Consider the following 22,709-nt stretch of genomic DNA (forward strand, 5'->3'; position numbering starts at 1 on the left):
AACCCTACAAAAAAGTGCTGCATTGGCATTCCTGCGCGCGACAAGCATTTGATCGGATCTTCTCCATTGAGCTGAGCGAGGGCATTGTCAGCCCGAAACAAAACACTGTATAAATAACCAGACCTGAAGCCTGGGAGCGGCCTTTATGCTGGTGCACCTGTCCGTACACAACTACGCCATCGTTGAACATCTCGATCTCGAACTCGATCGCGGCATGAGCGTGATTACCGGGGAAACCGGCGCCGGCAAATCGATCATGCTCGACGCCCTGGGCCTGACGCTCGGTGATCGCGCCGACAGCGGCGTGGTGCGACCGGGCGCCGACAAGGCCGATATCCTGGCGACCTTCGATCTGGCGGATATTCCCGAGGCCAGTGCCTGGCTGGCGGAACGCGACCTGGAAACCGACGGTCCGTGCATCCTGCGCCGGGTCATCACGTCCGAAGGTCGCTCACGCGGCTATATAAATGGCACGCCCTGCCCGCTCGGTGACCTCAAGGCACTCGGCGAGCTGCTGATCGATATCCACAGCCAGCACGAACACCAATCCCTGCTCAAGACCGACACCCACCGGCGCCTGCTCGACGAATACGCCGGGGCCACCGATCTGGCACGCCAGGTTCACCTGGCCGCCCAGCGCTGGCGCCAGACCCGTCAGGAGCTGGAACGCCTGTCCAATTCCGGCGACGAACAGCGTGCACGCCATCAATTGCTCAGCTACCAGCTCGAGGAGCTGGAAAACCTCGGCCTCGGCGAAAACGAACTGGAAGAACTGGAGCAGGAACACAAGAACCTGACCAACGCAGAAACCCTGCTCGGCATCTGCCGACAAGTGGTCGAGCAATGCAGCGAAAGCGATTCCGGCAACGTGCTGAATGCCCTGACGGCCAGCCTCAATCGACTGTCGAGCGTGAACAATTCGGTCGGCGCGCTGGGTGAAGCGAGCAGCTTGCTGACCAGTGCGCAGATCCAGGTCGAAGAAGCCGTCGGCGAACTCAATCGCTTTCTCGACAATTTCGATGCCGACCCGGCGCGCCTGCAATATCTGGAAGAACGTCTGGACTCCATTTACACACTGGCACGCAAACACCGCATTCAGCCGACTGAAGTGGCGGAGATGCAACAGAAGCTGCTCGACGAAATCGAAGCCCTCGACGCCAACGATGAATCCATCGAACGCCTCGCCGAGGAACTTGCATCCTATGCCCGCCATTATCAGGAAAAGGCCCAGGAGCTGAGCGAGCTGCGTCATCAGGCAGCCGGCAGCCTGGCAAGCGCGGTGGAGCAGGAGATTCAACGCCTGGGCATGCCCGGCGGTCGCTTCACCATCGAATTGCGCGCCAACAACAGCAGCGAACTGCAACCCAATGGCCTGGAACAGGTCGAGCTGCTGGTCAGCGCCAACCCGGGCCAACCGTTGAAGGCCCTGGCCAAAGTGGCGTCCGGCGGTGAGCTGTCACGGATCAGTCTGGCCATCCAGGTGATTACCGCCCAGACCTCTCGCGTACCGACATTGGTATTCGACGAAGTGGACGTGGGGATTGGCGGTCCAACGGCTGAAATCGTCGGCCAGTTGCTGCGTCGCCTCGGGGATCGCGGACAGGTACTGACGGTTACGCACTTGCCGCAAGTCGCGGCTCAGGGGCATCAGCATCTGTTCGTGCACAAGGTGCGAGGCGAGCAGGCCACTCACACGGCTGTTTCGAAGCTGAGCAAGAATGACCGTATAGAAGAAGTCGCACGCATGCTTGGCGGCATCGATCTGACCAAAGAGTCTTTGGCGCACGCGAAAAAGATGGTCGTCACCGCAAAGGTTTAAGCACGCCAGAAAGCACGAAGGCGACCCTTGGGTCGCCTTCGCTCGTTTCGCGAACCTGAAATTCGCGCGACATGCTTACTTTTTGTTGCGTACGTACAGTACGAGATTGTGATCAACCATCTCGTAACCGTGCTTCTCGACGATCGCCTTCTGAAGTTTTTCGATTTCTTCGTCGAAGAATTCGATGACTTCGCCCGACTCCACGTTAACCATATGGTCGTGGTGGCCACCGTCGGCCAATTCGAATACCGCGTGGCCGCCGTCGAAGTTGTGACGGACCACGAGGCCAGCCGCTTCGAACTGGGTCAGAACACGGTAGACCGTGGCCAGACCGACGTCCTCGCCAGCTTCCATCAACGCCTTGTAGACGTCCTCGGCACTCATGTGACGCTGCTCTGTAGAGTCGAGCATTTGCAGGATCTTGACCCGTGGCAGGGTCACTTTGAGGCCGGCTTTGCGTAGTTCGCTATTTTCAACCATGGTCAGCTTTCTCGCGATGCTGCTTCGCAGCTTCTCTTAATGCGGGTATGATCGGCGTTTACGTTGTCCCAGCCAAGATAGTGGAAGTCGCCCACCGATGCAAAACACCAAGCTCTTGCTAACCAGTTTCACCTTTGTGGGACTGCTCGCACTCGCCGGTTGTTCATTCCCCGGGGTTTACAAAATCGACATCCAGCAGGGCAATGTCGTCACGCAGGACATGATAGACCAGTTACGCCCGGGAATGACCCGGCCGCAAGTACGGTTTATCATGGGCAACCCTCTGCTTGCCGACACGTTCCACGCCAACCGCTGGGATTATCTGTACAGCCTGCAACCTGGTGGCGGTGAACGCCAGCAGGAACGCATGAGTGTCATTTTCGACTCGAATGACCGCCTTGTCAGTCTGTCCGGTGACTTCATGCCGGGCGTGAGCCGTGACGAAGCCATTCTCGGCAAGGACAGTGGCACCAGCGTGACCGCTCCTGCTGAAAACACCGAGCAGCCGAAACCGGAAAAACCGGCCAAGCCTGGTTCCTTGCTGGATCAGATCCAGAAGGACGTCGATGGTGTGGAAACCGTTCCGGTTCCAACGCCAGAACCGCTGGACACCTCGCCGCAATAATTTGCGACGCAATAAAAAACCCGGAAATTCCGGGTTTTTTATTGCCTGCCGTTTTGCCAGCCTATTGGTTTCGCGCCTTGGCCTCGGCGGCTTTGGCGGCACGCAGACGACGCACTTCTTTCGGATCAGCCAACAGTGGTCGATAGATCTCGATGCGATCACCCTCCTGAACCTGTCGAGTATCCGGATCAGCGATCACTTTGCCGAAAATACCCAAGGGACAACTGCTCAGATCCAGCCCCGGAAATTCAGCATCAATCTCCGACGCCATCAGCGCCGCACGCACCGTCGTACCCTCAGCAACACTGATTACACGCAAAACCTGACGATCAACCGCCGCATACACCACTTCGATTTCGATCACCGGCTCAACCATGCATCTGCTTGGCGCGCTGGCAGAACGCGTCCACCAATGTATTGGCCGCCTGATTGAACAAAGGACCGAGCGTCGCGCGGACCAGCGGCCCGGCGTAGTCGAAGGACAGATCCAGACTGATCTTGCAGGCCTTCTCGTTCAGCGCCTTGAATACCCAGACGCCGTGCAGCTGATTGAACGGTCCCTCCTCCAGGTTCATCTCGATCGACTGCCCCGGCACCAGCGTATTTCGTGTCACGAAGTGCTGACTGAGGCCGCCCTTGGCCACGCCGACACTGGCGCGCATGTGCTCAGGCGAGCTTTCCAGGACTTCAGCAGACGAGCACCACGGCAGAAATTCCGGGTAACGTGCCACATCATTGACGAGGTCGTAGAGAAATTGCGCCGGATAAGGCAGCAGCGCCGATCGTTGAATATGTGTCGTCATGTAAGCGTCACTTCCAGAGCTGGGCGGCAAACACTACAAGAATGCCGATGGGCGCCACATAGCGCATCAAAAACAGAGACAGGGCGAACAGCGCCGGGCTGCGAATCGACAATTCATCACGTACCGCCTCACGCCCCATCACCCAACCGGCAAACAGCACAAAGCACAGCCCACCGAGCGGCAACATGATGCGCGAGGTGAAGAAGTCGATCACGCCAAAGAAGTCCAGGCCACCGGCCGCACCCCACTGGTAGAGATGGAACACCCCACCATCGTTCACGAAAAATTTGGCTTCCTTCCAGATATTGAAGGAAAACACCGTGCCCAGGCCAACGAACCAGCAGGTGAACGCCAACCAGAATGTCACCCAGGCACGGCTGATTTTAGTCCGCTCGACCAGATAGGCGACCATTGGCTCCAGCAGGGAAATCGCCGAGCTCCAGGCCGCAATGGCCACCAGAACGAAGAACACCACGCCCATCAACTGGCCGAACAGCACGTTACCGAAAGCAAATGGCAGGCTGACGAACATCAGCCCCGGGCCTTCACTCGGGTTCAAACCACCGGCGAACACAATCGGAAACAAGGCCAGACCGGCCACCAGCGAAACAAAGGTATCGAGCAGCGCCACACCGACGACCGTGCCCGACAGCGAGGCTTCCTTGGTCATGTAGGCGCCGTAGATCATGATCGAGCCCACGCCCACGCTCAGGGAGAAGAACGCGTGGCCCATGGCCGGCAGCAAGCCGTCGAGGACTTTTTCCGGGTGGAAGTCGAACATGAAATGCACGCCTTCCATGAAATGCCCGGTGGTCATGCTGTAACCCAGCAGCACCAGCACCATCACGAACAGCAGCGGCATCATGATCCGCAGGCTGCGCTCGAGCCCGGCGACCACACCCTTGGCAATCACCACCGCCGACAACAGCATGAAAACCGTGTGCCACAGCGTGATACGCCACGGGTCGGCGATGACATTACCGAAGTAGGCTCCAACCTGATCAGCCGTCGCGCCCTGGAAGTCTCCGCGCCCCATATCAATGATGTAATCCAGCGACCAGCCGCCGACCACACTGTAGAAAGACAGGATCAGCAGCGCCGTGATCATCCCGGCGAACGCGCCCCACGACCACTTGCCCGAGTGCCCGGCTTCCCGCGCCAGCACCTTCAGGGCATTCGCCGGACTCTGGCGGGCACGGCGGCCGATCAGGGTTTCGGCGAGCATTACCGGGATGCCGATCAGCGCGATACACGCAAGAAACATCAGCACGAAGGCGCCGCCACCGTAGACCCCGACCATGTAGGGGAATTTCCAGATGCTGCCCAATCCCACGGCCGAACCGGTCGCGGCGAATATGAAAACCCAGCGGCTAGCCCAACTGCCGTGGACAGAAACCTTGTCTGTCGACATCGTTTATCACGCCCAAGCGTTAGAAAAAGAGGCCGCATTGTCCGGGATTCACTCAACCTGCTCAAGCACGCAGCATCACCGTAGCCGACAGCCGTTTATCTCCATATAATGCCGCCCCTATGGCTAAACAGAAAAAACACCCAACAGGGACCATCGCGCAAAACAAAAAGGCGCGACACGATTACTTCATCGAGCACAAGTTCGAGGCTGGTCTGGTCCTGGCCGGCTGGGAAGTAAAAAGTCTGCGGGCAAGCAAGCTGCAACTGGTCGACAGTTACGTGTTGCTCAAGGATGGCGAGGCCTGGTTGCTCGGCAGCCACATCACGCCTCTGATGACCGCCAGCACCCACGTCATTGCCGACCCGGTGCGTACCCGCAAGTTGCTGCTCAACCGCCGCGAGCTGGACAAGCTCGCCGCCGCCGTGCAGCAGAAGGGTTACGCCTGCGTGTGCCTGTCCTGGTACTGGAGCAAGCACATGGTCAAGTGCGAGATCGCGCTGGGCAAGGGCAAGAAGGAATACGACAAGCGTGATACCGAACGCGAACGCGACGCCGGTCGCGAGTTGCAGCGTGCGGTGCGCAACAAGGGCAAGGAAGACTGATTCCTCTGCCTGAATGACCGTTCCCGCGCCCGGCACGGGGGCGGTCTTTTTTACATCCCTTTGCGTCGCTCGGCGCGAGCCATGCGCTGCACTTCCTGGCGCACTTCTTCCAGCACTTCCTGCACATACAGAATGTGTCGGCTGGACACCTCACGCGCCTGTTCCGCGCGCCCCTCGATAATCGCCAGATACAACTCCCGATGCTGGGTGATCAGCATGTCGCGGGTTTCTGTGCGCTGCTTGTACATGCCACCGATGTTGGTCACGACGTTGCGCTTGAGCAGATCGAACAGCCCGCGAATGGTGTGCAGCAACACCGCGTTATGACTGGCTTCGGCAATCGCCAGGTGGAATTTCGCATCCGCCGCGCCCTCTTCCGCCCGGCTCACTTCGTCATGACGCGAATAGCAGTCCTGTAACTCTTCAAACGCAGCCGTCAGCCGTTCACGATCCACATCCGTGGCGCGCAATGCTGCGTAATAGGCACACGATGCCTCCAGCGTGTGGCGAAATTCCAGCAGATCACGTTGCGCCTCGGGATTGCTTTCCAGCAATTGCAGCAGCGGATCGCTGAACGTCGAACCGAGGCTTTCCACGACATAGTTGCCGCCGCCCTGCTTGCTGACCAGCAACCCCTTGGCCGCAAGCTTCTGAATCGCCTCGCGCAACGAGGGCCTGGAAACGCCGAACTGTTCCGCCAGTGTCCGCTCGGCTGGCAGGCGCTCGCCGGACTTCAGCGTGCCCTCGAGAATCATCCCTTCCAGTCGCTCGACAATGTCGTCAGACAAACGGCGCTGACGTATCTGATCAAACCCCATCACTCAACTCTCCACCATCCCGACCACTCGCCGGGCTCTCTATTCTGGCCTATCGACGCTGCGCCGACACCTGCCAGATGACGCCAATTCAACCGGTGCAATCCGACTCGCCGTCCGGTTGTTCGACAAAAGTTTTAGGGCGGCAAATTGACACACCGACATCAAGGCTTTTACCCTAGCCGACAGCACTTGTAAATTGGTCTTACCAATTAACCAAGAACGCTGACAGTGCCTGACCAACAACAATTAGGGGCCACCCCATATGCAAACCTGGCAACAGCTCTACAGCCCGCTCGGCAGTCTCGGCGTGTCCGCACTCGCGGCCGTCATCCCCATCGTTTTCTTCTTCCTCGCCCTGGCGGTGTTCCGCCTCAAAGGTCATGTGGCCGGCAGCATCACGCTCGCCCTGGCCATCGCCGTGGCGATCTTCGCGTTCCAGATGCCGGTCGACATGGCGTTCGCCGCTGCCGGATATGGCTTCGCCTATGGTCTGTGGCCGATTGCCTGGATCATTGTGGCAGCGGTGTTCCTGTACAAACTGACGGTCAAGAGCGGTCAGTTCGAGGTCATCCGCAGCTCGGTACTGTCGATCACTGACGACCAACGCCTGCAGGTGCTGCTGATCGGTTTTTGCTTCGGTGCATTCCTGGAAGGTGCCGCCGGTTTCGGCGCGCCGGTGGCGATTACCGCTGCGCTGCTGGTGGGACTGGGATTCAACCCGCTGTACGCCGCCGGCCTGTGCCTGATTGCCAACACCGCACCGGTAGCGTTCGGCGCGCTGGGGATTCCGATCATCGTGGCCGGGCAAGTCACCGGCATCGACGCGTTCAAGATCGGCGCCATGACCGGCCGCCAACTGCCACTGCTGTCGCTGTTCGTGCCGTTCTGGCTGGTGTTCATGATGGATGGCCTGCGCGGCGTGCGTGAAACCTGGCCGGCGGCGCTGGTCGCAGGCTTGAGCTTTGCCGTCACCCAATACTTCACGTCGAACTTCATCGGCCCGGAACTGCCGGACATCACGTCGGCCCTTGCCAGTCTGATTTCGCTGACCCTGTTCCTGAAGGTCTGGCAACCGAAACGTGCCGCCGGCCAGCACATTGCCGGTGCTGTTTCCGCTTCGGTGGTGACTGCCAGCGTCGGCGGTTTCGGCCAGAAGCGCACCACCGTCGCTTCGCCTTACAGCCTCGGGGAAATCTTCAAGGCGTGGTCGCCGTTCCTGATCCTCACTGTGCTGGTGACCATCTGGACCCTCAAGCCATTCAAGGCCATGTTCGCCGCCGGCGGTTCGATGTACGCCTGGGTGTTCAACTTCGCGATTCCGCACCTCGATCAATTGGTGATCAAGACTGCACCGATCGTAGCCGCCCCGACCGCGATCCCGGCCGTGTTCAAACTCGATCCGATTTCCGCGACCGGCACGGCGATTTTCTTCTCCGCGCTGATCTCGATGCTGGTGCTGAAGATCAACTTCAAAACTGGTCTGACCACTTTGAAAGAGACCTTCTACGAACTGCGCTGGCCGATCCTGTCGATCGGCATGGTGCTGGCGTTTGCCTTCGTCACCAACTATTCCGGCATGTCCTCGACCATGGCTCTGGTACTGGCCGGTACTGGAGCAGCGTTCCCGTTCTTCTCGCCGTTCCTCGGCTGGCTCGGCGTGTTCCTGACCGGTTCCGATACTTCGTCCAACGCCCTGTTCAGTTCGCTGCAAGCGACCACCGCACACCAGATCGGGGTCAACGACACCCTGCTGGTGGCCGCCAATACCAGCGGCGGTGTGACCGGCAAGATGATCTCGCCACAATCGATCGCCGTGGCCTGCGCAGCAACTGGCCTGGTGGGCAAGGAATCCGATCTGTTCCGCTTCACCCTCAAGCACAGCCTATTCTTTGCAACGATTGTCGGCCTCATCACTTTGGCTCAGGCCTACTGGTTCACCGGCATGCTGGTGCATTAAGCCGACAAGCAACATGGAAAAAACCGACACCGGTTCGTGATTCCGGTGTCAGCAATTCACAACCCGGTCTGTAAGGCTGCTGAAAGCAACGCGCTCTATATTCGGCAGCCTCAACAGACGGATAACCGGGCCCACCCGGAGACACGCCTGATGAGCGAGCTTTTTTACAACGCTGTGCCCAACGCCACTCGCGTCGCACCGCCACTGCCCGAACCCCGGCAATACCCCGGCGAGAAACCATCGCGGGTCTACCTGTTCGGCACGTGCGTGGTCGACCTGTTCTACCCGGAAGCCGGGATGGACGCGATCCACTTGCTGGAACGCGAAGGCATCCGGGTCGACTACCCGCAAGGGCAGAGCTGCTGCGGACAACCGGCCTACACCTCGGGTTACACCGAGCAGGCACGGACGGTGGCGCGCTCGCAACTGGCGCTGTTTGCCGGGGACTATCCGGTGGTGGTGCCGTCGGGTTCGTGCGCCGGAATGATCCGCGAGCATTACGCCGACTTGTTCAAGGACGAGCCGGAAACGTTGAAACAGGTTCAGGCCCTCGCGGCCCGTACCTATGAGCTGGCCGAGTTTCTGCTGTTCGTCTGCAAGGTGCAGCTCAAGGACAGCGGCGAGCCGGTGAAAGTGGCGCTGCACACCTCGTGTTCGGCGCGCCGGGAAATGAACACCCACCTGCACGGCCGCGAGTTGTTGGCGCAGTTGAGCAACGTGGAACGGGTCAACCACGATCACGAAAGCGAATGCTGTGGCTTCGGTGGGACATTCAGCGTCCGTATGCCAGACATTTCCGGCGCGATGGTGGCTGACAAGACCCGGGCGTTGAAGGAATCCGGCGCGCATCAGGTACTCAGTGCCGACTGCGGCTGCCTGATGAACATCAACGGCTCGCTGGAAAAACAGCAGGAAGCACTGCGCGGGCAACATCTGGCGAGCTTCCTCTGGCAACGAACCGGAGGTGCGCGATGAGCACTTCCACGATTATTCCTACGGTTGCCGTAGAAGAAGATTTCCGCACCCGGGCACACAACGCCCTGGGCGACTCGCAGTTACGGAACAACTTCCGCACCGCGATGGATTCATTGATGACCAAGCGGGCAGCGGCTTTCAGCGATGCCCACGAAAGAGAACACTTGCGCGCCCTGGGCAACTCGATCAGGGCGCGTGCGCTCTCCAAGTTGCCCGACCTGCTCGAGCAACTGGAACAGAACCTGACCCGCAACGGTGTGACAGTGCACTGGGCGGAAACGGTGGACGAGGCCAATGGCATCGTCCTTTCGATCATCCGCGCTCACGAGGCGCGGCAAGTGATCAAGGGCAAATCGATGGTCAGCGAAGAGATGGAGATGAACCATTTCCTCGAGGCTCGGGACATTGAATGTCTGGAGTCCGACATGGGGGAGTACATCGTCCAGCTCGACCACGAGAAGCCTTCTCACATAATCATGCCGGCAATCCACAAGAATGCCGGTCAGGTCGCGTCCTTGTTCCACGACAAACTTGGCGTGGAATACACCAAGGACGTTGACCAACTCATTCAGATCGGTCGCAGGGTCCTGCGGCAGAAATTCTTCGAAGCGGACATCGGCGTCTCCGGCGTCAACTTCGCCGTGGCCGAAACCGGCACCCTGCTGCTGGTGGAAAACGAAGGCAACGGCCGCATGACCACCACCGTGCCACCGGTGCACATCGCCGTTACCGGTATCGAAAAAGTCGTGGAAAACCTGCGCGACGTGGTGCCGCTACTGTCGCTGCTGACCCGCTCGGCGCTGGGCATTCCGATCACCACCTACGTCAACATGATCTCCGGCCCGCGCAAGGAGCATGAACTCGACGGCCCGCAGGAAGTGCATCTGGTACTGCTCGACAACGGTCGCAGCCAGGCTTTCGCCGACAGCGAACTGCGCCAAACCTTGAACTGCATCCGCTGCGGCGCCTGCATGAATCATTGCCCGGTCTACACCCGCGTCGGCGGCCATACCTACGGCGAGGTTTACCCCGGCCCGATCGGCAAAATCATTACTCCGCACATGGTCGGCCTGGCGAAAGTCCCGGATCACCCGAGCGCTTCTTCGTTGTGCGGAGCCTGCGGTGAAGTGTGTCCGGTAAAAATTCCTATTCCCGCACTGCTGCGCCGCCTACGCGAAGAGAACGTCAAAGCCCCCGACAGTCCTCATCAAGTGATGCGCGGCCAGGGCAGCAAGTATTCGCGCAAGGAACGTCTCATCTGGAACGCCTGGGCGAAGCTCAACAGTTCGCCGACCCTGTATCGACTGTTTGCGTTTTTTGCCACGCGACTGCGCGCCCTGGCGCCGAACAACGTCGGCCCGTGGACGCAGAATCACAGCGCGCCGAAACCCGCCGCCCGCTCATTGCATGACATGGCTCGCGAACACCTGGCCAAACAAGGAGACCGTTGATGAGCGCCAAGCAAAATATCCTCGGCAAGTTAAGGAAAAGTCTGACCGGCACCACGCCGATTGCCGACAACTTTGACGTCGATCTGGTGACCCAGCCCTACACCTACAGCGCCGAACAACGGATCCCGCAACTGCGCAAACTGATGGAAGCGGTGCACACCGAAATCCACCTGACATCCGCTGATGGGTGGCCGGCGCTGCTGGCGCAACTGCTGCGCGACCGCCAGTTGCCGAGCCTGCTGATCGCACCGACTACGCCGCACGGGCAGCGCATCACACAACACTGGGCGAACAATCCTGATCTGCCGGCGCTGAAATCCTACGACCGGCCGATGGAGGAATGGAAAGCCGAGTTGTTCAACGACACCCCGGCCAGCCTCACCGGCACCCTTGGCGCCATTGCCGCCACCGGCAGCCTGATTCTCTGGCCGACCCGCGAAGAACCACGGCTGATGAGCCTGGTACCGCCGGTGCATTTCGCCCTGCTCAAGGCCAGCCAGATCCGCGACAACTTCTATCAGGTGCAGCAGGAATTCGAGTGGGCCCAAGGCATGCCGACCAACGCGCTGCTGGTGTCCGGCCCGTCGAAAACCGCCGACATCGAACAAGTCCTGGCCTACGGCGCCCACGGCCCGAAAGACCTGGTGGTGTTGATCCTGGAGGACCAATGACCTTACCGGCGACTTTCCTGCGCGATGCGCAGCAATTGATTCCTGCCGAACGGCGTTTCGACGATCCGCTGTCGACCCTGGCTTTCGGCACCGATGCCAGCTTCTACCGGTTGATTCCGCAACTGGTGATCCGCGTCGAATCCGAAGATGAAGTGGTAGCGCTGCTGAAACTGGCCCAGCGCGATCAGGTCCCGGTGACCTTCCGCGCCGCCGGCACCAGCCTGTCCGGACAGGCGATCAGCGATTCGGTGCTGATCGTGCTTGGGGATAACTGGAACGCGCGTGAAATCCGCGGACAAGGCACACAAATTCGCCTGCAACCGGGGGTGATCGGTGCCCAGGCCAACGCATGGCTCGCACCATTCGGGCGCAAGATCGGTCCGGATCCGGCGTCGATCAATGCCTGCAAAATCGGTGGCATCGTCGCCAACAACGCCAGCGGGATGTGCTGCGGCACTGCGCAAAACACCTATCACACGCTGGCCGGGATTCGTCTGGTGCTGGCCGACGGCACGCGACTCGACACCGAAGATGCCGCCAGTGTCGCGGCGTTTCGAGTCAGCCACGGTGAGTTGCTGGAACGTCTGGCGACTTTGGGCCGCGAGACCCGCGCCAATGCCGAACTCGCCGCGCGAATCCGCCACAAATACCGTCTGAAAAATACCACCGGCCTGTCGCTCAACGCCCTGGTGGATTTCGATGAGCCTGTGGATATCTTGAGCCACTTGCTGGTCGGTTCCGAAGGCACTCTCGGTTTCATCAGCGCCGTGACTTACGACACGGTGATCGACCATCCGAACAAGGCCTCGGCGCTGATCGTATTCCCGGATGTGGAAACCTGCTGCAACGCCGTCACCGTGCTTAAAAGCCAACCGGTGTCGGCCGTGGAACTGCTCGACCGCCGCAGCCTGCGCTCGGTGCAGGACAAACCCGGCATGCCGGCTTTCGTACAGCAGCTGTCGAACAATGCCTGCGCGCTGTTGATCGAATCCCGCGCCGCTTCTTCCACTTTGCTGCAGGAACAACTGGCGCAGATCATGGCCTCGCTCAGCGCCTTCCCGGTGGAGAAACAGGTCGACTTCACCGAAGACCCGGTCGAAAACGCCCGCCTCTGGGCAATCCGCAAGGACACCTTCCCTGCCGTTGGCGCGGTGCGCAAGACCGGCACCACGGTGATCATCGAAGACGTGACCTTCCCGGTCGAGCAACTGGCCATCGGCGTAAACCGCTTGATCGAGTTGTTCGACAAACACTCCTACGACGAAGCGATCCTTTTCGGACACGCGCTGGAAGGCAATCTGCACTTCGTCTTCACCCAAGGCTTCAACAGCACGGAAGAAGTCGCACGCTATCAGGCGTTCATGGACGACGTGGCGCAACTGGTGGCCGTGGAGTTCGGCGGTTCGCTGAAGGCCGAACACGGCACCGGGCGCAACATGGCGCCCTTCGTCGAACTGGAATGGGGCAGTGACGCCTATCAATTGATGTGGCAGCTCAAACGCCTGCTCGACCCCAACGGCATTCTCAATCCGGACGTGGTGCTCAGCGAAGATCCGCAGATCCACCTCAAGCACCTGAAACCGCTGCCGGCGGCCGACGAGATTGTGGATAAATGCATCGAGTGCGGTTTCTGCGAGCCGGTCTGCCCCTCGAAAGGCCTGACCCTGAGCCCGCGCCAGCGCATCGTGATCTGGCGCGACATCCAGGCAAGAAAACGCGCCGGAATCGACACCACCGAACTGGAAAAAGCCTACGACTACCAAGGCATCGATACCTGCGCCGCGACCGGTTTGTGTGCGCAACGTTGCCCTGTAGGCATCAACACCGGCGAGCTGGTGAAAAAGCTGCGCAGCCGTCACGCCACGCATACGAAAACTGCCAACTTGATCGAAGGAAATTTCGCCACCACCCTGCAAGGTGCGCGTTTCACCCTGCATGTGGCCAACGGTGCGCGGATGTTGTTGGGGGCACCGCGCCTGGCGAAGCTTTCGGCGACCCTGACGCGGCTGTCCAAAGGTCAAGTGCCGCTGTGGACCAGCGCGATGCCGCAACCGGAAAAAGCCATTCGCTTCAGCCCGGCCGTGTCGGACGAACGCCCGCGCGTCGTGTATCTGGCGGCGTGTGTATCGCGAGTGATGGGGCCGGCGGCGGGCGACAAGGAGCAGATGTCGCTGTACGACAAAACCCGTGGTCTGCTGGAAAAGGCCGGTTATCAAGTGGTGTTCCCGGACAATCTGGACAACCTCTGCTGCGGCCAGCCCTTCGCGTCCAAGGGCTATGCCGAACAGGCCGAACACAAGCGTCAGGAGCTGATCGGCGCGCTGCTCCAGGCCAGTCGCGGCGGACTCGATCCGATCTATTGCGACACCAGCCCCTGCACGCTGCGGCTGGTGCAGGATGTGGGAAATGTTCGCCTGGATCTGTATGACCCTGTGCGCTTCATCCGTACGCACCTGATGGATCGGCTCGACTTCACCCCGCAGGAAGCACCGATTGCCGTTCACGTGACCTGCAGCACTCAGCATCTGGGGGAAAGCCAGGCGCTGATCGACCTGGCGCGCAAATGCAGCAAGAACGTGGTGATTCCGGAAGGCATTCACTGCTGCGGTTTCGCCGGCGACAAGGGTTTCACCACGCCGGAGCTCAACAACCACTCCCTGCGAACGCTCAAGGACGCGGTGCAACAATGCAGCGAGGGGATTTCCACCAGCCGCACCTGTGAGATCGGTCTGACGCAACATGGTGGAATCGACTACCACGGTCTGGTGTATCTGGTGGACCGGGTAACCCGAGCCAAAGCCCCCGCAACCGCCCTCTGAAGAAAAATAGAACCCTTGTGAGCGACCGCAGTCCACAGAACAGGCCCCGAACAATCGGGGCTTGTCCTCCATTCGGTTGCCCGTCCTGACGGCCAGCGAAGTCTGGATCCCTCAGTTCAAGGAGATTCATATGAAACGTTCTGTACTGTTAGGTCTGTTCGTTACTGCCTCGATGATGGCGTCGGCTTCGTTCGCTGCCGACAAGCCCGCTGACCTGTGTGATGCCAATCTGCAAACCATCAACAACGCCAAGGCGCAGGCAATGGCCTCACCCGACCTGAATCAACGGGTAGAAGCCAGTGTGCAAAAAGCCCAGGCACTCAAGGCCCAGGGCAAGATCGACGAATGCGTGGCTGAAACCCAGCAAACCATTCTGGAAATCCGCAAAACCAGCGGAACCAACAACTGATCGAAGCTCAGGCCAACCTTCGGGTTGGCCTTGTGAGCCGTTTGGCGTACACTGCGCAGGCTTGTTGCTCACAAGATTCACAGAGCACCAGGCTCGGGGCCGTTTAGGATTCGACGCCGGTTGCGAAACTCTAGGTGCATGCCGACTTGGTAACAGAAGTCGTAAATCCACTGTTGCAACTACTTATAGTTGCCAATGACGACCAATACGGTGCTGCTCTCGCTGCTTAATTGCAGCTGACATGCACTCCTGGTACCTTCGGGTCCAGCAATCATCAGGGGATGTCTGTAAACCCAAAATGATTGTCATATAGAACAGAATCGCCGTGCAGTACGTTGTGGACGAAGCGGCTAAAACTTACACAACTCGCCCAAAGCACCCTGCCCGTCGGGTCGCTGAGGGTTAACTTAATAGACACGGCTACGCATGTAGTACCGACAGCGGAGTACTGGCGGACGGGGGTTCAAATCCCCCCGGCTCCACCATTTCATCATCTAAAGACGTCCACGGACGTCTTTTTTTGTGCCTGAAATCCAGTGAATACAGGGGTTTCAGCGCTTATGGGGGCTTTGCAGGGTTTCTGAGTTCCAGGCGCTTTGGTATCCCAGGTGGTATCCCGGACTGCCAAATGCTATTTTCAGGATACCAAAACGGTGCTGGAGGTAGCCCTCATGCCTACTAACGCAACCCGCCTCTCCGATCGCCAGCTCAAGGCAATCAAGGCAACTGGTAAAGACTTCGTCCTCAGCGACGGCGATGGCTTGCAGCTTCGAGTACGCGCCAGCGGCTCGATGATGTGGAATTTCAATTACCGCGAGCCGTTGACCAGAAGCCGTATCAACATGGCGCTTGGTCCATACCCTGACCTCTCGCTAGCCAACGCCCGGAAGAAAGCCGCAGAGGCGCGTGAGTTGCTTGCTTTGGGCACTGATCCCAAAACCCAGCGTGATGAGGTAAGGCAAGCCAAACTTGCTGAGACTGAACACACTTTCGAGAAGGTGGCCACTGCCTGGTTCGAGCTGAAGAAAGACTCCGTAACCAAAGCCTACGCCGAAGACATTTGGAGATCGCTGACGCTCCATGTTTTCCCAAGCATGAAAACAACGCCGCTCTCTCAAATCACTGCTCCGATGGTTATCAAGATCCTTCGCCCAATCGAGGCCAAAGGAAGCCTCGAAACCGTCAAACGATTGAGCCAACGACTCAACGAGATCATGACCTACGGGGTCAACTCCGGGCTGATTTTTGCGAACCCCCTCAATGGAATTCGGGCGGTGTTCAAGAAACCTAAAAAAGAGAACATGGCTGCGCTACCACCTGAGGAGCTTCCCGAGCTCATGATGGAAATCGCGAACGCAAGTATCAAGCGCACGACCCGCTGCCTGATCGAATGGCAGTTGCACACGATGACCCGCCCTGCCGAAGCAGCCACCACACGATGGGCAGATATCGACTTCGGCAAGCGCATTTGGACCATTCCGCCAGAGCGCATGAAAAAGCGTCGGCCGCACACAATCCCTCTTACCGATCAGGCAATTTCGTTACTGGAGACGCTCAAGCAACTCAGCGGTAACAGAGAATACGTGTTCCCCTCAGATAGAAATCCCCGCACCCATGCCAATAGCCAGACCGCCAACATGGCATTGAAGCGCATGGGCTTTCAGGACCGTCTAGTCAGCCACGGCTTGCGCTCGATGGCGAGCACCATCCTGAATGAGCATGGCTGGGATCCGGAGCTGATCGAGGTCGCGCTGGCGCATGTCGACAAGGACGAAGTTCGTAGCGCCTACAACCGGACGGATTACATCGAACGCCGGCGTCCGATGATGGCTTGGTGGAGTGAACATATCCAGAAGGCGGCCACCGGCAGCCTGTCGGCATCGGCCATCAATCAAACCAGGGACCGCAACGTCGTACCGATTCGCTGAGCATCTAAGGTACGCAACGCCGGCTACAATCCGTGTCGTGCAGCAGGGCGAAAGGAGTGACGACTGTCGCTAAATCGCTGGTATGCCTGCGCCTCTTCAGCCAAGCCCCTGAGTATGGGAAGGCTCCGCATTCCCATACTCAGGGGCTCACGCTTAAAAACGTCTATCAAACAACCACGAGTAGCGCCTTTCTGCGACGGATCAATCCTGCTGTTAACGCATAGTAATAGACGGTCGCGGGCGCTGAGCAACTCAGATAGTGCTCAAAAAACCATCTCACATGTTTTTCCCTCCAAGACCAAGGAGTCGCGCAACCCCAGCGCTCACGAAGCACCTCGTGCATCCTTTCTGCTTGCCTGATGTGCCGCTGTCGCGTGGCATGCGCACCTTTGAGCACGGGGCTCAGAAACAACGCTATATCGAACTCGGACTTCATCGCCGGCCTCCGATGTAGGCACTCACCACATCAATGCGGTTATGTCCCAACTCATGACTGATCTGCTGTCGTGCACGCTGATCGAGTTGACGATCTTCTCTATAACCACGACCGGCATTGATGGGTGCAGGGAAGCCGGTCAGTTGCTCATAGCGCTCACAGGCGTACGCCGCACGCAGTTCATGAAAGCCTTTCAGACCCTGCTCATGCAGGAGGTCCCGTGCCGGCCGCACGACTTTTTGTATGAAGTCTTTGTAGCTTTCATCGGGTGCCAACAAATTTCGACTGCCACTGGGTAACGCCTCGCAGGCCCTAGCCAGAGCATCGCGAACTTGATCCGTGACCACGATCCAACGCGGTGCCGATGCGCCTGACCGACCACCCTTGGTACCATCCTGGATGTTGATCTTGCCCAGTTGCCGAGCTTCACGTTGCAGTCGGAGCAGATCCGCCAAGATTGCCTCACGCAAACGCATGCCGGTCTCCCGGGCCAAGTGCACAATTGCGGTCACTCGTTGCTGGCCTCTCTCTGACAGCGCTTGCGCAATCAGCCCGACCTGCCCACGGTCTTGGCCTTGCGGCGCCTCACTACGAACGCTTGAACGCTGCAAGCCAAGCGCCTTACTTGGACTGGGGATTTTGACGTACTGATCACCGCGCAGCGCGGCTATGGTTCGGTTCACACTGGACAGGCGATTCTGCGCGGTGGCGATGCCGACGTTGCCCTGATTAACCTGCTCGCGCACGTGGGCGGAGTACCGCATGAGGATCTCGCGGTCGATCTGTCGCGCGTCATTGAGCCTCGGTCCTTCTTCGGTTCGACACCATTGCACGAAGGCCTGCCAGCGATCGCTATGGGCTTTGACGGTACCAAAATGGCCATCGCCAAACAGTTCTTTCAGGGCTTGCGGTCCGGCATAGCTGAGCTGGCGACCGAAACCAAAATTGCGCCCAGCTCGCTTACCGACCCGAGCCATTTTTCTGCTCCTGATTGACTGCAGCAAGATCATGTAAAAGGGCTCGCCAGTGCGCGCTCACGATGGCGAGCTGAGCCCAATCAGTCGGGCGAAAACACAGCGTGTTGTCGGTGACATAGAGATGCGCGCCCTCCTCTTTCAAGCATTGGATGATGGCTGTCGTCGAGGTGATAGCTTTACGGGTGGTGGCGACATCGGCGACAGCGGCGACAACCCTTGTCCTGCCTGGCTTTGAGCGTGGCGACAAAGTGGCGACAGTCGCGGCGACAAACCGCGCTTTCGGCTCCTTTTGGCGCTGAGCCAGATGGTTGCGCAGCGCCTCATCAAGATTGAACATGGCGCACCTCGAAGGTATTCCCGTCGGTGATCAGCCACTGATGATCAATCAACTCGACCAGCAGCTTAGCTGCATGACGGCTGCTCTTACGGGCAAAGCGGGGACCGTTGCGATTCAGCTCTCGAATACTGAAGCGCTTCCAATCTTTGATCTGGAGCCAGCGCAGCAGCCGGTCCGCCTCTTCCTTTACCCGGCACACCGGTTCCTGTTCAGTCAGGCGCTGGATCTCGTTGAGGTAGTAGCCGATTAAAGCGGAGGCTCGTTGGATATGATCGACCTCCACGACACTGCTCTCCTCCACCACGGCCAAAATGCCAGCGACGCGCAGCAGGTTGTCGGCGGCTTTCGATCCGCTAGGCCGCACGCTGGCCAGCTCCCCAAATTCACCCAACTGGGCTTCGATGGCGTCATGCAAATCAATCCAGCGACGACGGGACAATGGACTGAGGTTCAACGGTGATAGCTGGAGAGCACCGTCAGCGGAAAGTGACCAAGGCTGATGAAACAGGCCCGAAAGGCGTTGGTGATATCGCTTTAGTGCGGCGTCTTTGGACAAGTCGACAGCCTGGTAGCTGCGTTGTCCAGCCAGACTCGTGGGCCAGGTCATCAGACAGCGACCGAGGATGCCTTGCCCTTGCAGCAACGGATCACTGAGTAACTGCATGGCCAAGTACGGTTGCAGCATCAGGTGCAGGCTCACGCGCCGATCGTAGGCTCGTAGGCTTTCACCGACCATGGAGCGAGCACGATCAATCGGGCTCCCGTCCCAGAGTGACGACAAGGTCGTGATCGCTTTCAAACGGTTATCGCGACTCATGGTGCTGCTACCGAGGAATTGTCCGCCCTCATCACAGAACAGCCCCATGCTGGGCAAGTCATGACAGAGCCCCTTAATTAAGGCCTCGATAGTCGGGTCTGTGGTGATCAACCGAGGTGCAGAGGGCTCCGCTTCGAGCTGCACGTCATTTGCGGAGTCGGGGTCGGCAGGATTGATACGCTGCGCCTGTCGCTGTGCGGCGCGGTACCGGGAGAGCTGTTCGCGGTAGCGCTGCCACTGTTCACGCTCCCATTGTCGTGCTGGCAGCAATGCAAACCTGTCTGCGGCGGTCTTGCGATCACCTGACGCGGCCACCGTGATCAGGTACAGCGACAAGGGGTAATTTCTTCCGTCGAGGTGTAAGCCTGCATGACCTTGAGTGGCCAGCGCTGAGGCAGCCAAGACCGATTGTGCTGCCAGTGCTTGAGGCACGCCGATCACCTCGGCCATGCGCTCGACCGCGGGACCAAGAATGCCCCCCAACGCCTGCACCGGATAAGGTTCGGCCTCCGGATTCGACTCGATTAACGGTCGAGGGGATCGTGGTAGTTCAAGCTTCGGATCTAACTGCTGCATGGGCCCTCTCCTCGGTGATTGCTGGTTGTCCTCACGTACTCCCGCCACAGCTGTTGAGTGTTATCAGGGATCAAGGCCCCTGCGACCTGTGAGGGTTGTCCACTAACGCGGGACTGGCGGCTCTTTACGACCGGGAGCTTGGGCATCTCATGATCTGGCCTCCTGAACACTTCCGAAGAAGTGGGCGGGTGGAGGCTACGCTGGCTGACGAGACCGGCGCCGCGAGATCCTGAGTCAGGTGAAGGCAGTGAGGCGATGACCGGGGCATTCCTGACTGTCAGTCAGGTGCAATCCATTCCTTGGGCTGCGACACCACCATCTGCATCGCTGTTGCTGGTGATTTCGGTGTTTGTCACGCCGATTGTCACGAGGGGGAATGCCGCAAAGCCGTGTACGAGTTGGGCTGCAGCAGCGGTAGGAGCGCCCGTCTCTTTCCAGGAGAAAGAGACGGGCGCGGATTGGCGCAGCTGAGTGTGCCGAAGGGTGAGGTTGCTGCAGCGCAGCAGGGGAAGTCCATCGTCTGCCGCAGTGGGCAGATTAAGTCGAGTAGGCATCCATCACTCTTGGGGAGTGACCGTGCGAGCCGCCGGACGCTAATCGCACTTCGGGAGATCCACCACGCAAGTGGCGTAGCCTTAAAGGTTCTGGCTACCTGGGCTGGTGCTGTCAACGACAGCGATCCGTGCGCCAATTTTTATACCCACTCGAAAAGACAGTCAAGCATTCCGGGCATTAGGGGGCAAGAAGTGGCGACTGTCGCCACTTTTGTCGCCACGCTCCAGGGCACGTCCGACGTGGGTTGTCGCCGATGTCGCCAGTGTCGCCAATTCTCTAGCCATGGCCCACGACAACCTCCGCACTGACACCGAAGCTGCGCTCGATAGAGATCGTGGGTAATTACTGATGGGGAAATGACGCTACAGCGCTAATCAAAAATTTGAAAGGGAAGGTGGAACGAGGTGGCTTCGAGAAAGAGCGAGTGAACCCTCCGATCGGCGCGATCAAAGATCGCTAGTTCGGAGGGTTTGGCGGGAAAAGCAATAACTCAAACGTCAAATACAGCCTCAAGCATCAAAGCTGGTTGATTGGGAGGTGGCGGTTTCATGCCGCATGATTAGCGTCTGCTGCAACCGCAGCAGAAAGCCGACCTCGAACGCTTCCTGTATATCACCTGAGCGATGATGCTTTCGGTTCTGCGCCAGTGCCCACCATAGCGGTAGTGATGTGCCGTCAAGCCAGGTCTCCGCACAACGAACGCCGTCCTCAATCCATTGGGCTGAATTCATTGCCCCATGGGGTTCTGATACCGGGAAAGCCTTCAGCGAACGGGACAGAGGAGTATTCGGCGATCTGTTGATGCACGCGTCGAGCCGGGATACCGGACAGATATCGGAACTCTTTACCCGCCTTGAAGTGAATCACTTTAGACATAGCCGACATCATCAACGGCAGTGGCGTTCCTTTAAAAACGAAATCCATAAATCGACTGTCATTCGCCTCTGTCAGGCATAGCCTGGCAGCTACCTTCCCTCCTGGCTTTCCTACGGGTCTCATGACTGGACAGCTGACGTGCTTATTTGATGACCACGATACGCGCGCCAATGCGTCAGGCTAGTGGTCAGAGCTACCAGTAACAGCGCGACGAGATAAACCCAGCTGGTGTCTAGCAGGCCAAAAACTCCGACTCCGAATCCGGCCATGATCGGAGGCAGGCTCAACGACAAATAACAGGCCACAAAAATCGCCGCGAAGAGCTCTGCTCGCTCATGTTCTTCGGCGAGTGGCGCCAGCGTTTGCAGAACCGCCGAGAATCCCGCTCCAGATCCAACTCCCGCGATTAGCGTGCCGATGAAAAATACTACGACCCCTCCTCCCAACAGAGACATGATCAGGACACCCAGCCCAACGACCATGGCTATAGCACCCACTGCAGCGCAAAGAGAGAGCGTGAGGAAGCGGCCCAAAGCCGCTGCTGCAATGGCTGCGGGACCGCACAGCGCAGCAACTGTCAGACCGTTGAGTCCGGCGCTGTTCACGTTGAATACTCCATAAAGAATCGAGGGCGCCAGTGACATGTACAGGCCGCACAGCGCCCAGATGGCGAGCAACAGCGGTATGCTTCGAAGGTAAGCAGTCTGGGCCCTGGCACTCACCGAAATACGAGGCTTCAACGATCCCAAAGCACCGACACGCCGAGTCGCCGTTTCCGGGACCGTCGCCACCCCCACCGCGGCAATCGAGAAAATGAACGCCAGCACCGCGAATACCATCACCTCCGGTCGCCCGATCCAGTACATCGACAATCCTGTGATTAACGATCCTGTGGCCAGTCCCGCTAACGGAGCGATGCTGCTGATCAGTACCCCTGCCTTCTTGTGGCCGACAGGTGCTGCCTCGACCACAGCCGCCGACAATGCACCACTGGCAATTCCCGTCGCCAGCCCTTGGAAACAACGCGCCACAATAAGTTGATTTATATCGCCGGCATACACGAAAAGAATCATCGCCAGGGTCTGCAAACCAAGCGCGCCGATAACCACCGAACGTCGACCGATATGGTCCGACAACGACCCGGCGCTGAGTAGAGCGACCAACAGCGCAATGGCGTACACCGAGAACGCGACGGTCAGCATCCCGGAGGAAAATCCCCAATGACGCTGAAACACCACGAACAGAGGCGAAGGTATGCTCGCAGCAAAGAAGAACGCGAACAGCACCATGGCCAATAAGGGGAAGGCGAAGGCATCTGCCCGGCGAGCTGTCTCTCCTGTTGGGGTATTACCTCTATCCAACATGCC

22 protein-coding genes and 1 other RNA gene are annotated in these 22,709 nt (G+C 58.9%); 11 read left to right on the forward strand and 12 right to left on the reverse strand.

Features of this window, described 5'->3' with window-relative positions; translation table 11 throughout:
• Positions 1-145 precede the first annotated feature (145 nt).
• Positions 146-1,819, forward strand: coding sequence for a DNA repair protein RecN (recN, locus tag ACTJK9_RS17430; protein ID WP_085611296.1), 1,674 nt, complete (start codon positions 146-148; stop codon positions 1,817-1,819).
• 75 nt (positions 1,820-1,894) lie between these two features.
• Here recN and fur read toward each other — a convergent pair whose 3' ends face one another.
• Positions 1,895-2,299 carry a ferric iron uptake transcriptional regulator gene (gene fur, locus ACTJK9_RS17435; protein WP_039769149.1) on the reverse strand — a complete coding sequence of 135 codons (405 nt, stop codon included), beginning with the start codon at positions 2,297-2,299 and terminating at the stop codon, positions 1,895-1,897.
• A 97-nt stretch (positions 2,300-2,396) separates the two neighbouring features.
• Here fur and ACTJK9_RS17440 point away from each other — a divergent pair, with 97 nt between their 5' ends.
• Positions 2,397-2,924: an outer membrane protein assembly factor BamE gene (locus ACTJK9_RS17440; protein ID WP_011332391.1), complete on the forward strand. Its 528-nt coding sequence runs from the start codon at positions 2,397-2,399 to the stop codon at positions 2,922-2,924.
• A gap of 61 nt (positions 2,925-2,985) precedes the next feature.
• Here the strand turns inward: ACTJK9_RS17440 and ACTJK9_RS17445 are convergent, their stop codons facing one another.
• The 3 genes from ACTJK9_RS17445 to ACTJK9_RS17455 are packed head-to-tail and all read right to left on the reverse strand — an operon-like array spanning position 2,986 to position 5,138.
• Positions 2,986-3,300: an RnfH family protein gene (locus ACTJK9_RS17445; protein WP_440815066.1), complete on the reverse strand. Its 315-nt coding sequence runs from the start codon at positions 3,298-3,300 to the stop codon at positions 2,986-2,988.
• Positions 3,293-3,727 carry a type II toxin-antitoxin system RatA family toxin gene (locus ACTJK9_RS17450; RefSeq protein WP_003221509.1) on the reverse strand — a complete coding sequence of 145 codons (435 nt, stop codon included), beginning with the start codon at positions 3,725-3,727 and terminating at the stop codon, positions 3,293-3,295. The genes ACTJK9_RS17445 and ACTJK9_RS17450 overlap by 8 nt, the downstream gene beginning before the upstream one ends.
• A 7-nt stretch (positions 3,728-3,734) precedes the next feature.
• The gene (locus ACTJK9_RS17455) at positions 3,735-5,138 is read right to left on the reverse strand and encodes a sodium-dependent transporter (RefSeq protein ID WP_039769144.1); all 1,404 of its coding nucleotides are present in this window, start codon (positions 5,136-5,138) and stop codon (positions 3,735-3,737) included.
• Between the two features lie 119 nt (positions 5,139-5,257).
• Here ACTJK9_RS17455 and smpB point away from each other — a divergent pair, with 119 nt between their 5' ends.
• Entirely contained in the window at positions 5,258-5,740 is a 483-nt protein-coding gene (gene smpB / locus ACTJK9_RS17460) for an SsrA-binding protein SmpB (protein WP_007953781.1), read from the forward strand.
• 50 nt (positions 5,741-5,790) lie between these two features.
• On the opposite strand, the gene ACTJK9_RS17465 is transcribed toward smpB, so the two are convergent.
• Positions 5,791-6,558, reverse strand: coding sequence for an FCD domain-containing protein (locus tag ACTJK9_RS17465; protein WP_039769141.1), 768 nt, complete (start codon positions 6,556-6,558; stop codon positions 5,791-5,793).
• 262 nt (positions 6,559-6,820) lie between these two features.
• Here ACTJK9_RS17465 and ACTJK9_RS17470 point away from each other — a divergent pair, with 262 nt between their 5' ends.
• The 8 genes from ACTJK9_RS17470 (at position 6,821) to ACTJK9_RS17505 (ending at position 16,768) form a co-directional block, all read left to right on the forward strand.
• Positions 6,821-8,515: a lactate permease LctP family transporter gene (locus tag ACTJK9_RS17470; protein ID WP_127796885.1), complete on the forward strand. Its 1,695-nt coding sequence runs from the start codon at positions 6,821-6,823 to the stop codon at positions 8,513-8,515.
• 150 nt (positions 8,516-8,665) lie between these two features.
• Entirely contained in the window at positions 8,666-9,490 is an 825-nt protein-coding gene (locus tag ACTJK9_RS17475; RefSeq protein ID WP_064593332.1) for a (Fe-S)-binding protein, read from the forward strand.
• Positions 9,487-10,941, forward strand: coding sequence for a LutB/LldF family L-lactate oxidation iron-sulfur protein (locus ACTJK9_RS17480; RefSeq protein ID WP_085611292.1), 1,455 nt, complete (start codon positions 9,487-9,489; stop codon positions 10,939-10,941). The genes ACTJK9_RS17475 and ACTJK9_RS17480 overlap by 4 nt, the downstream gene beginning before the upstream one ends.
• Positions 10,941-11,612: a LutC/YkgG family protein gene (locus ACTJK9_RS17485; RefSeq protein ID WP_011332385.1), complete on the forward strand. Its 672-nt coding sequence runs from the start codon at positions 10,941-10,943 to the stop codon at positions 11,610-11,612. Before ACTJK9_RS17480 ends, ACTJK9_RS17485 begins: the two co-directional genes overlap by 1 nt.
• Complete coding sequence (locus tag ACTJK9_RS17490) at positions 11,609-14,431, forward strand: FAD-binding and (Fe-S)-binding domain-containing protein (RefSeq protein ID WP_440815070.1); 2,823 nt, start codon at positions 11,609-11,611, stop codon at positions 14,429-14,431. Before ACTJK9_RS17485 ends, ACTJK9_RS17490 begins: the two co-directional genes overlap by 4 nt.
• Before the next feature lie 130 nt (positions 14,432-14,561).
• On the forward strand, positions 14,562-14,840 hold the full coding sequence (locus tag ACTJK9_RS17495) for a hypothetical protein (protein WP_007953788.1): 279 nt from the start codon (positions 14,562-14,564) through the stop codon (positions 14,838-14,840).
• Positions 14,841-14,935: 95 nt separating this feature from the next.
• Positions 14,936-15,325: a transfer-messenger RNA gene (gene ssrA / locus ACTJK9_RS17500) on the forward strand.
• Positions 15,326-15,511: 186 nt separating this feature from the next.
• Positions 15,512-16,768, forward strand: coding sequence for an integrase domain-containing protein (locus tag ACTJK9_RS17505; RefSeq protein ID WP_440815073.1), 1,257 nt, complete (start codon positions 15,512-15,514; stop codon positions 16,766-16,768).
• A gap of 166 nt (positions 16,769-16,934) precedes the next feature.
• Here ACTJK9_RS17505 and ACTJK9_RS17510 read toward each other — a convergent pair whose 3' ends face one another.
• From ACTJK9_RS17510 to ACTJK9_RS17540, 7 genes are all read right to left on the reverse strand, one after another.
• Positions 16,935-17,204, reverse strand: coding sequence for a hypothetical protein (locus ACTJK9_RS17510; RefSeq protein WP_261398150.1), 270 nt, complete (start codon positions 17,202-17,204; stop codon positions 16,935-16,937).
• On the reverse strand, positions 17,201-18,181 hold the full coding sequence (locus ACTJK9_RS17515) for an integrase domain-containing protein (RefSeq protein ID WP_440815075.1): 981 nt from the start codon (positions 18,179-18,181) through the stop codon (positions 17,201-17,203). The genes ACTJK9_RS17510 and ACTJK9_RS17515 overlap by 4 nt, the downstream gene beginning before the upstream one ends.
• The gene (locus ACTJK9_RS17520) at positions 18,165-18,518 is read right to left on the reverse strand and encodes a hypothetical protein (RefSeq protein ID WP_222589720.1); all 354 of its coding nucleotides are present in this window, start codon (positions 18,516-18,518) and stop codon (positions 18,165-18,167) included. Before ACTJK9_RS17520 ends, ACTJK9_RS17515 begins: the two co-directional genes overlap by 17 nt.
• Entirely contained in the window at positions 18,505-19,911 is a 1,407-nt protein-coding gene (locus ACTJK9_RS17525) for a YfjI family protein (protein WP_221398675.1), read from the reverse strand. The genes ACTJK9_RS17520 and ACTJK9_RS17525 overlap by 14 nt, the downstream gene beginning before the upstream one ends.
• 1,064 nt (positions 19,912-20,975) lie before the next feature.
• Positions 20,976-21,197 carry a LasR-specific antiactivator QslA gene (locus tag ACTJK9_RS17530; protein ID WP_221398674.1) on the reverse strand — a complete coding sequence of 74 codons (222 nt, stop codon included), beginning with the start codon at positions 21,195-21,197 and terminating at the stop codon, positions 20,976-20,978.
• Positions 21,175-21,390 (reverse strand): hypothetical protein, encoded by a 216-nt coding sequence (locus tag ACTJK9_RS17535; RefSeq protein ID WP_221398673.1) that lies wholly within the window; start codon positions 21,388-21,390, stop codon positions 21,175-21,177. The genes ACTJK9_RS17530 and ACTJK9_RS17535 overlap by 23 nt, the downstream gene beginning before the upstream one ends.
• Before the next feature lie 71 nt (positions 21,391-21,461).
• Positions 21,462-22,706, reverse strand: a complete 1,245-nt coding sequence (locus tag ACTJK9_RS17540; RefSeq protein ID WP_440815079.1) for an MFS transporter — start codon at positions 22,704-22,706, stop codon at positions 21,462-21,464.
• Between the last annotated feature and the right edge of the window lie 3 nt (positions 22,707-22,709).

Origin of the sequence: Pseudomonas sp. 22082, from assembly GCF_052046055.1 — a bacterium.
Lineage (GTDB): Bacteria > Pseudomonadota > Gammaproteobacteria > Pseudomonadales > Pseudomonadaceae > Aquipseudomonas > Aquipseudomonas pharyngis.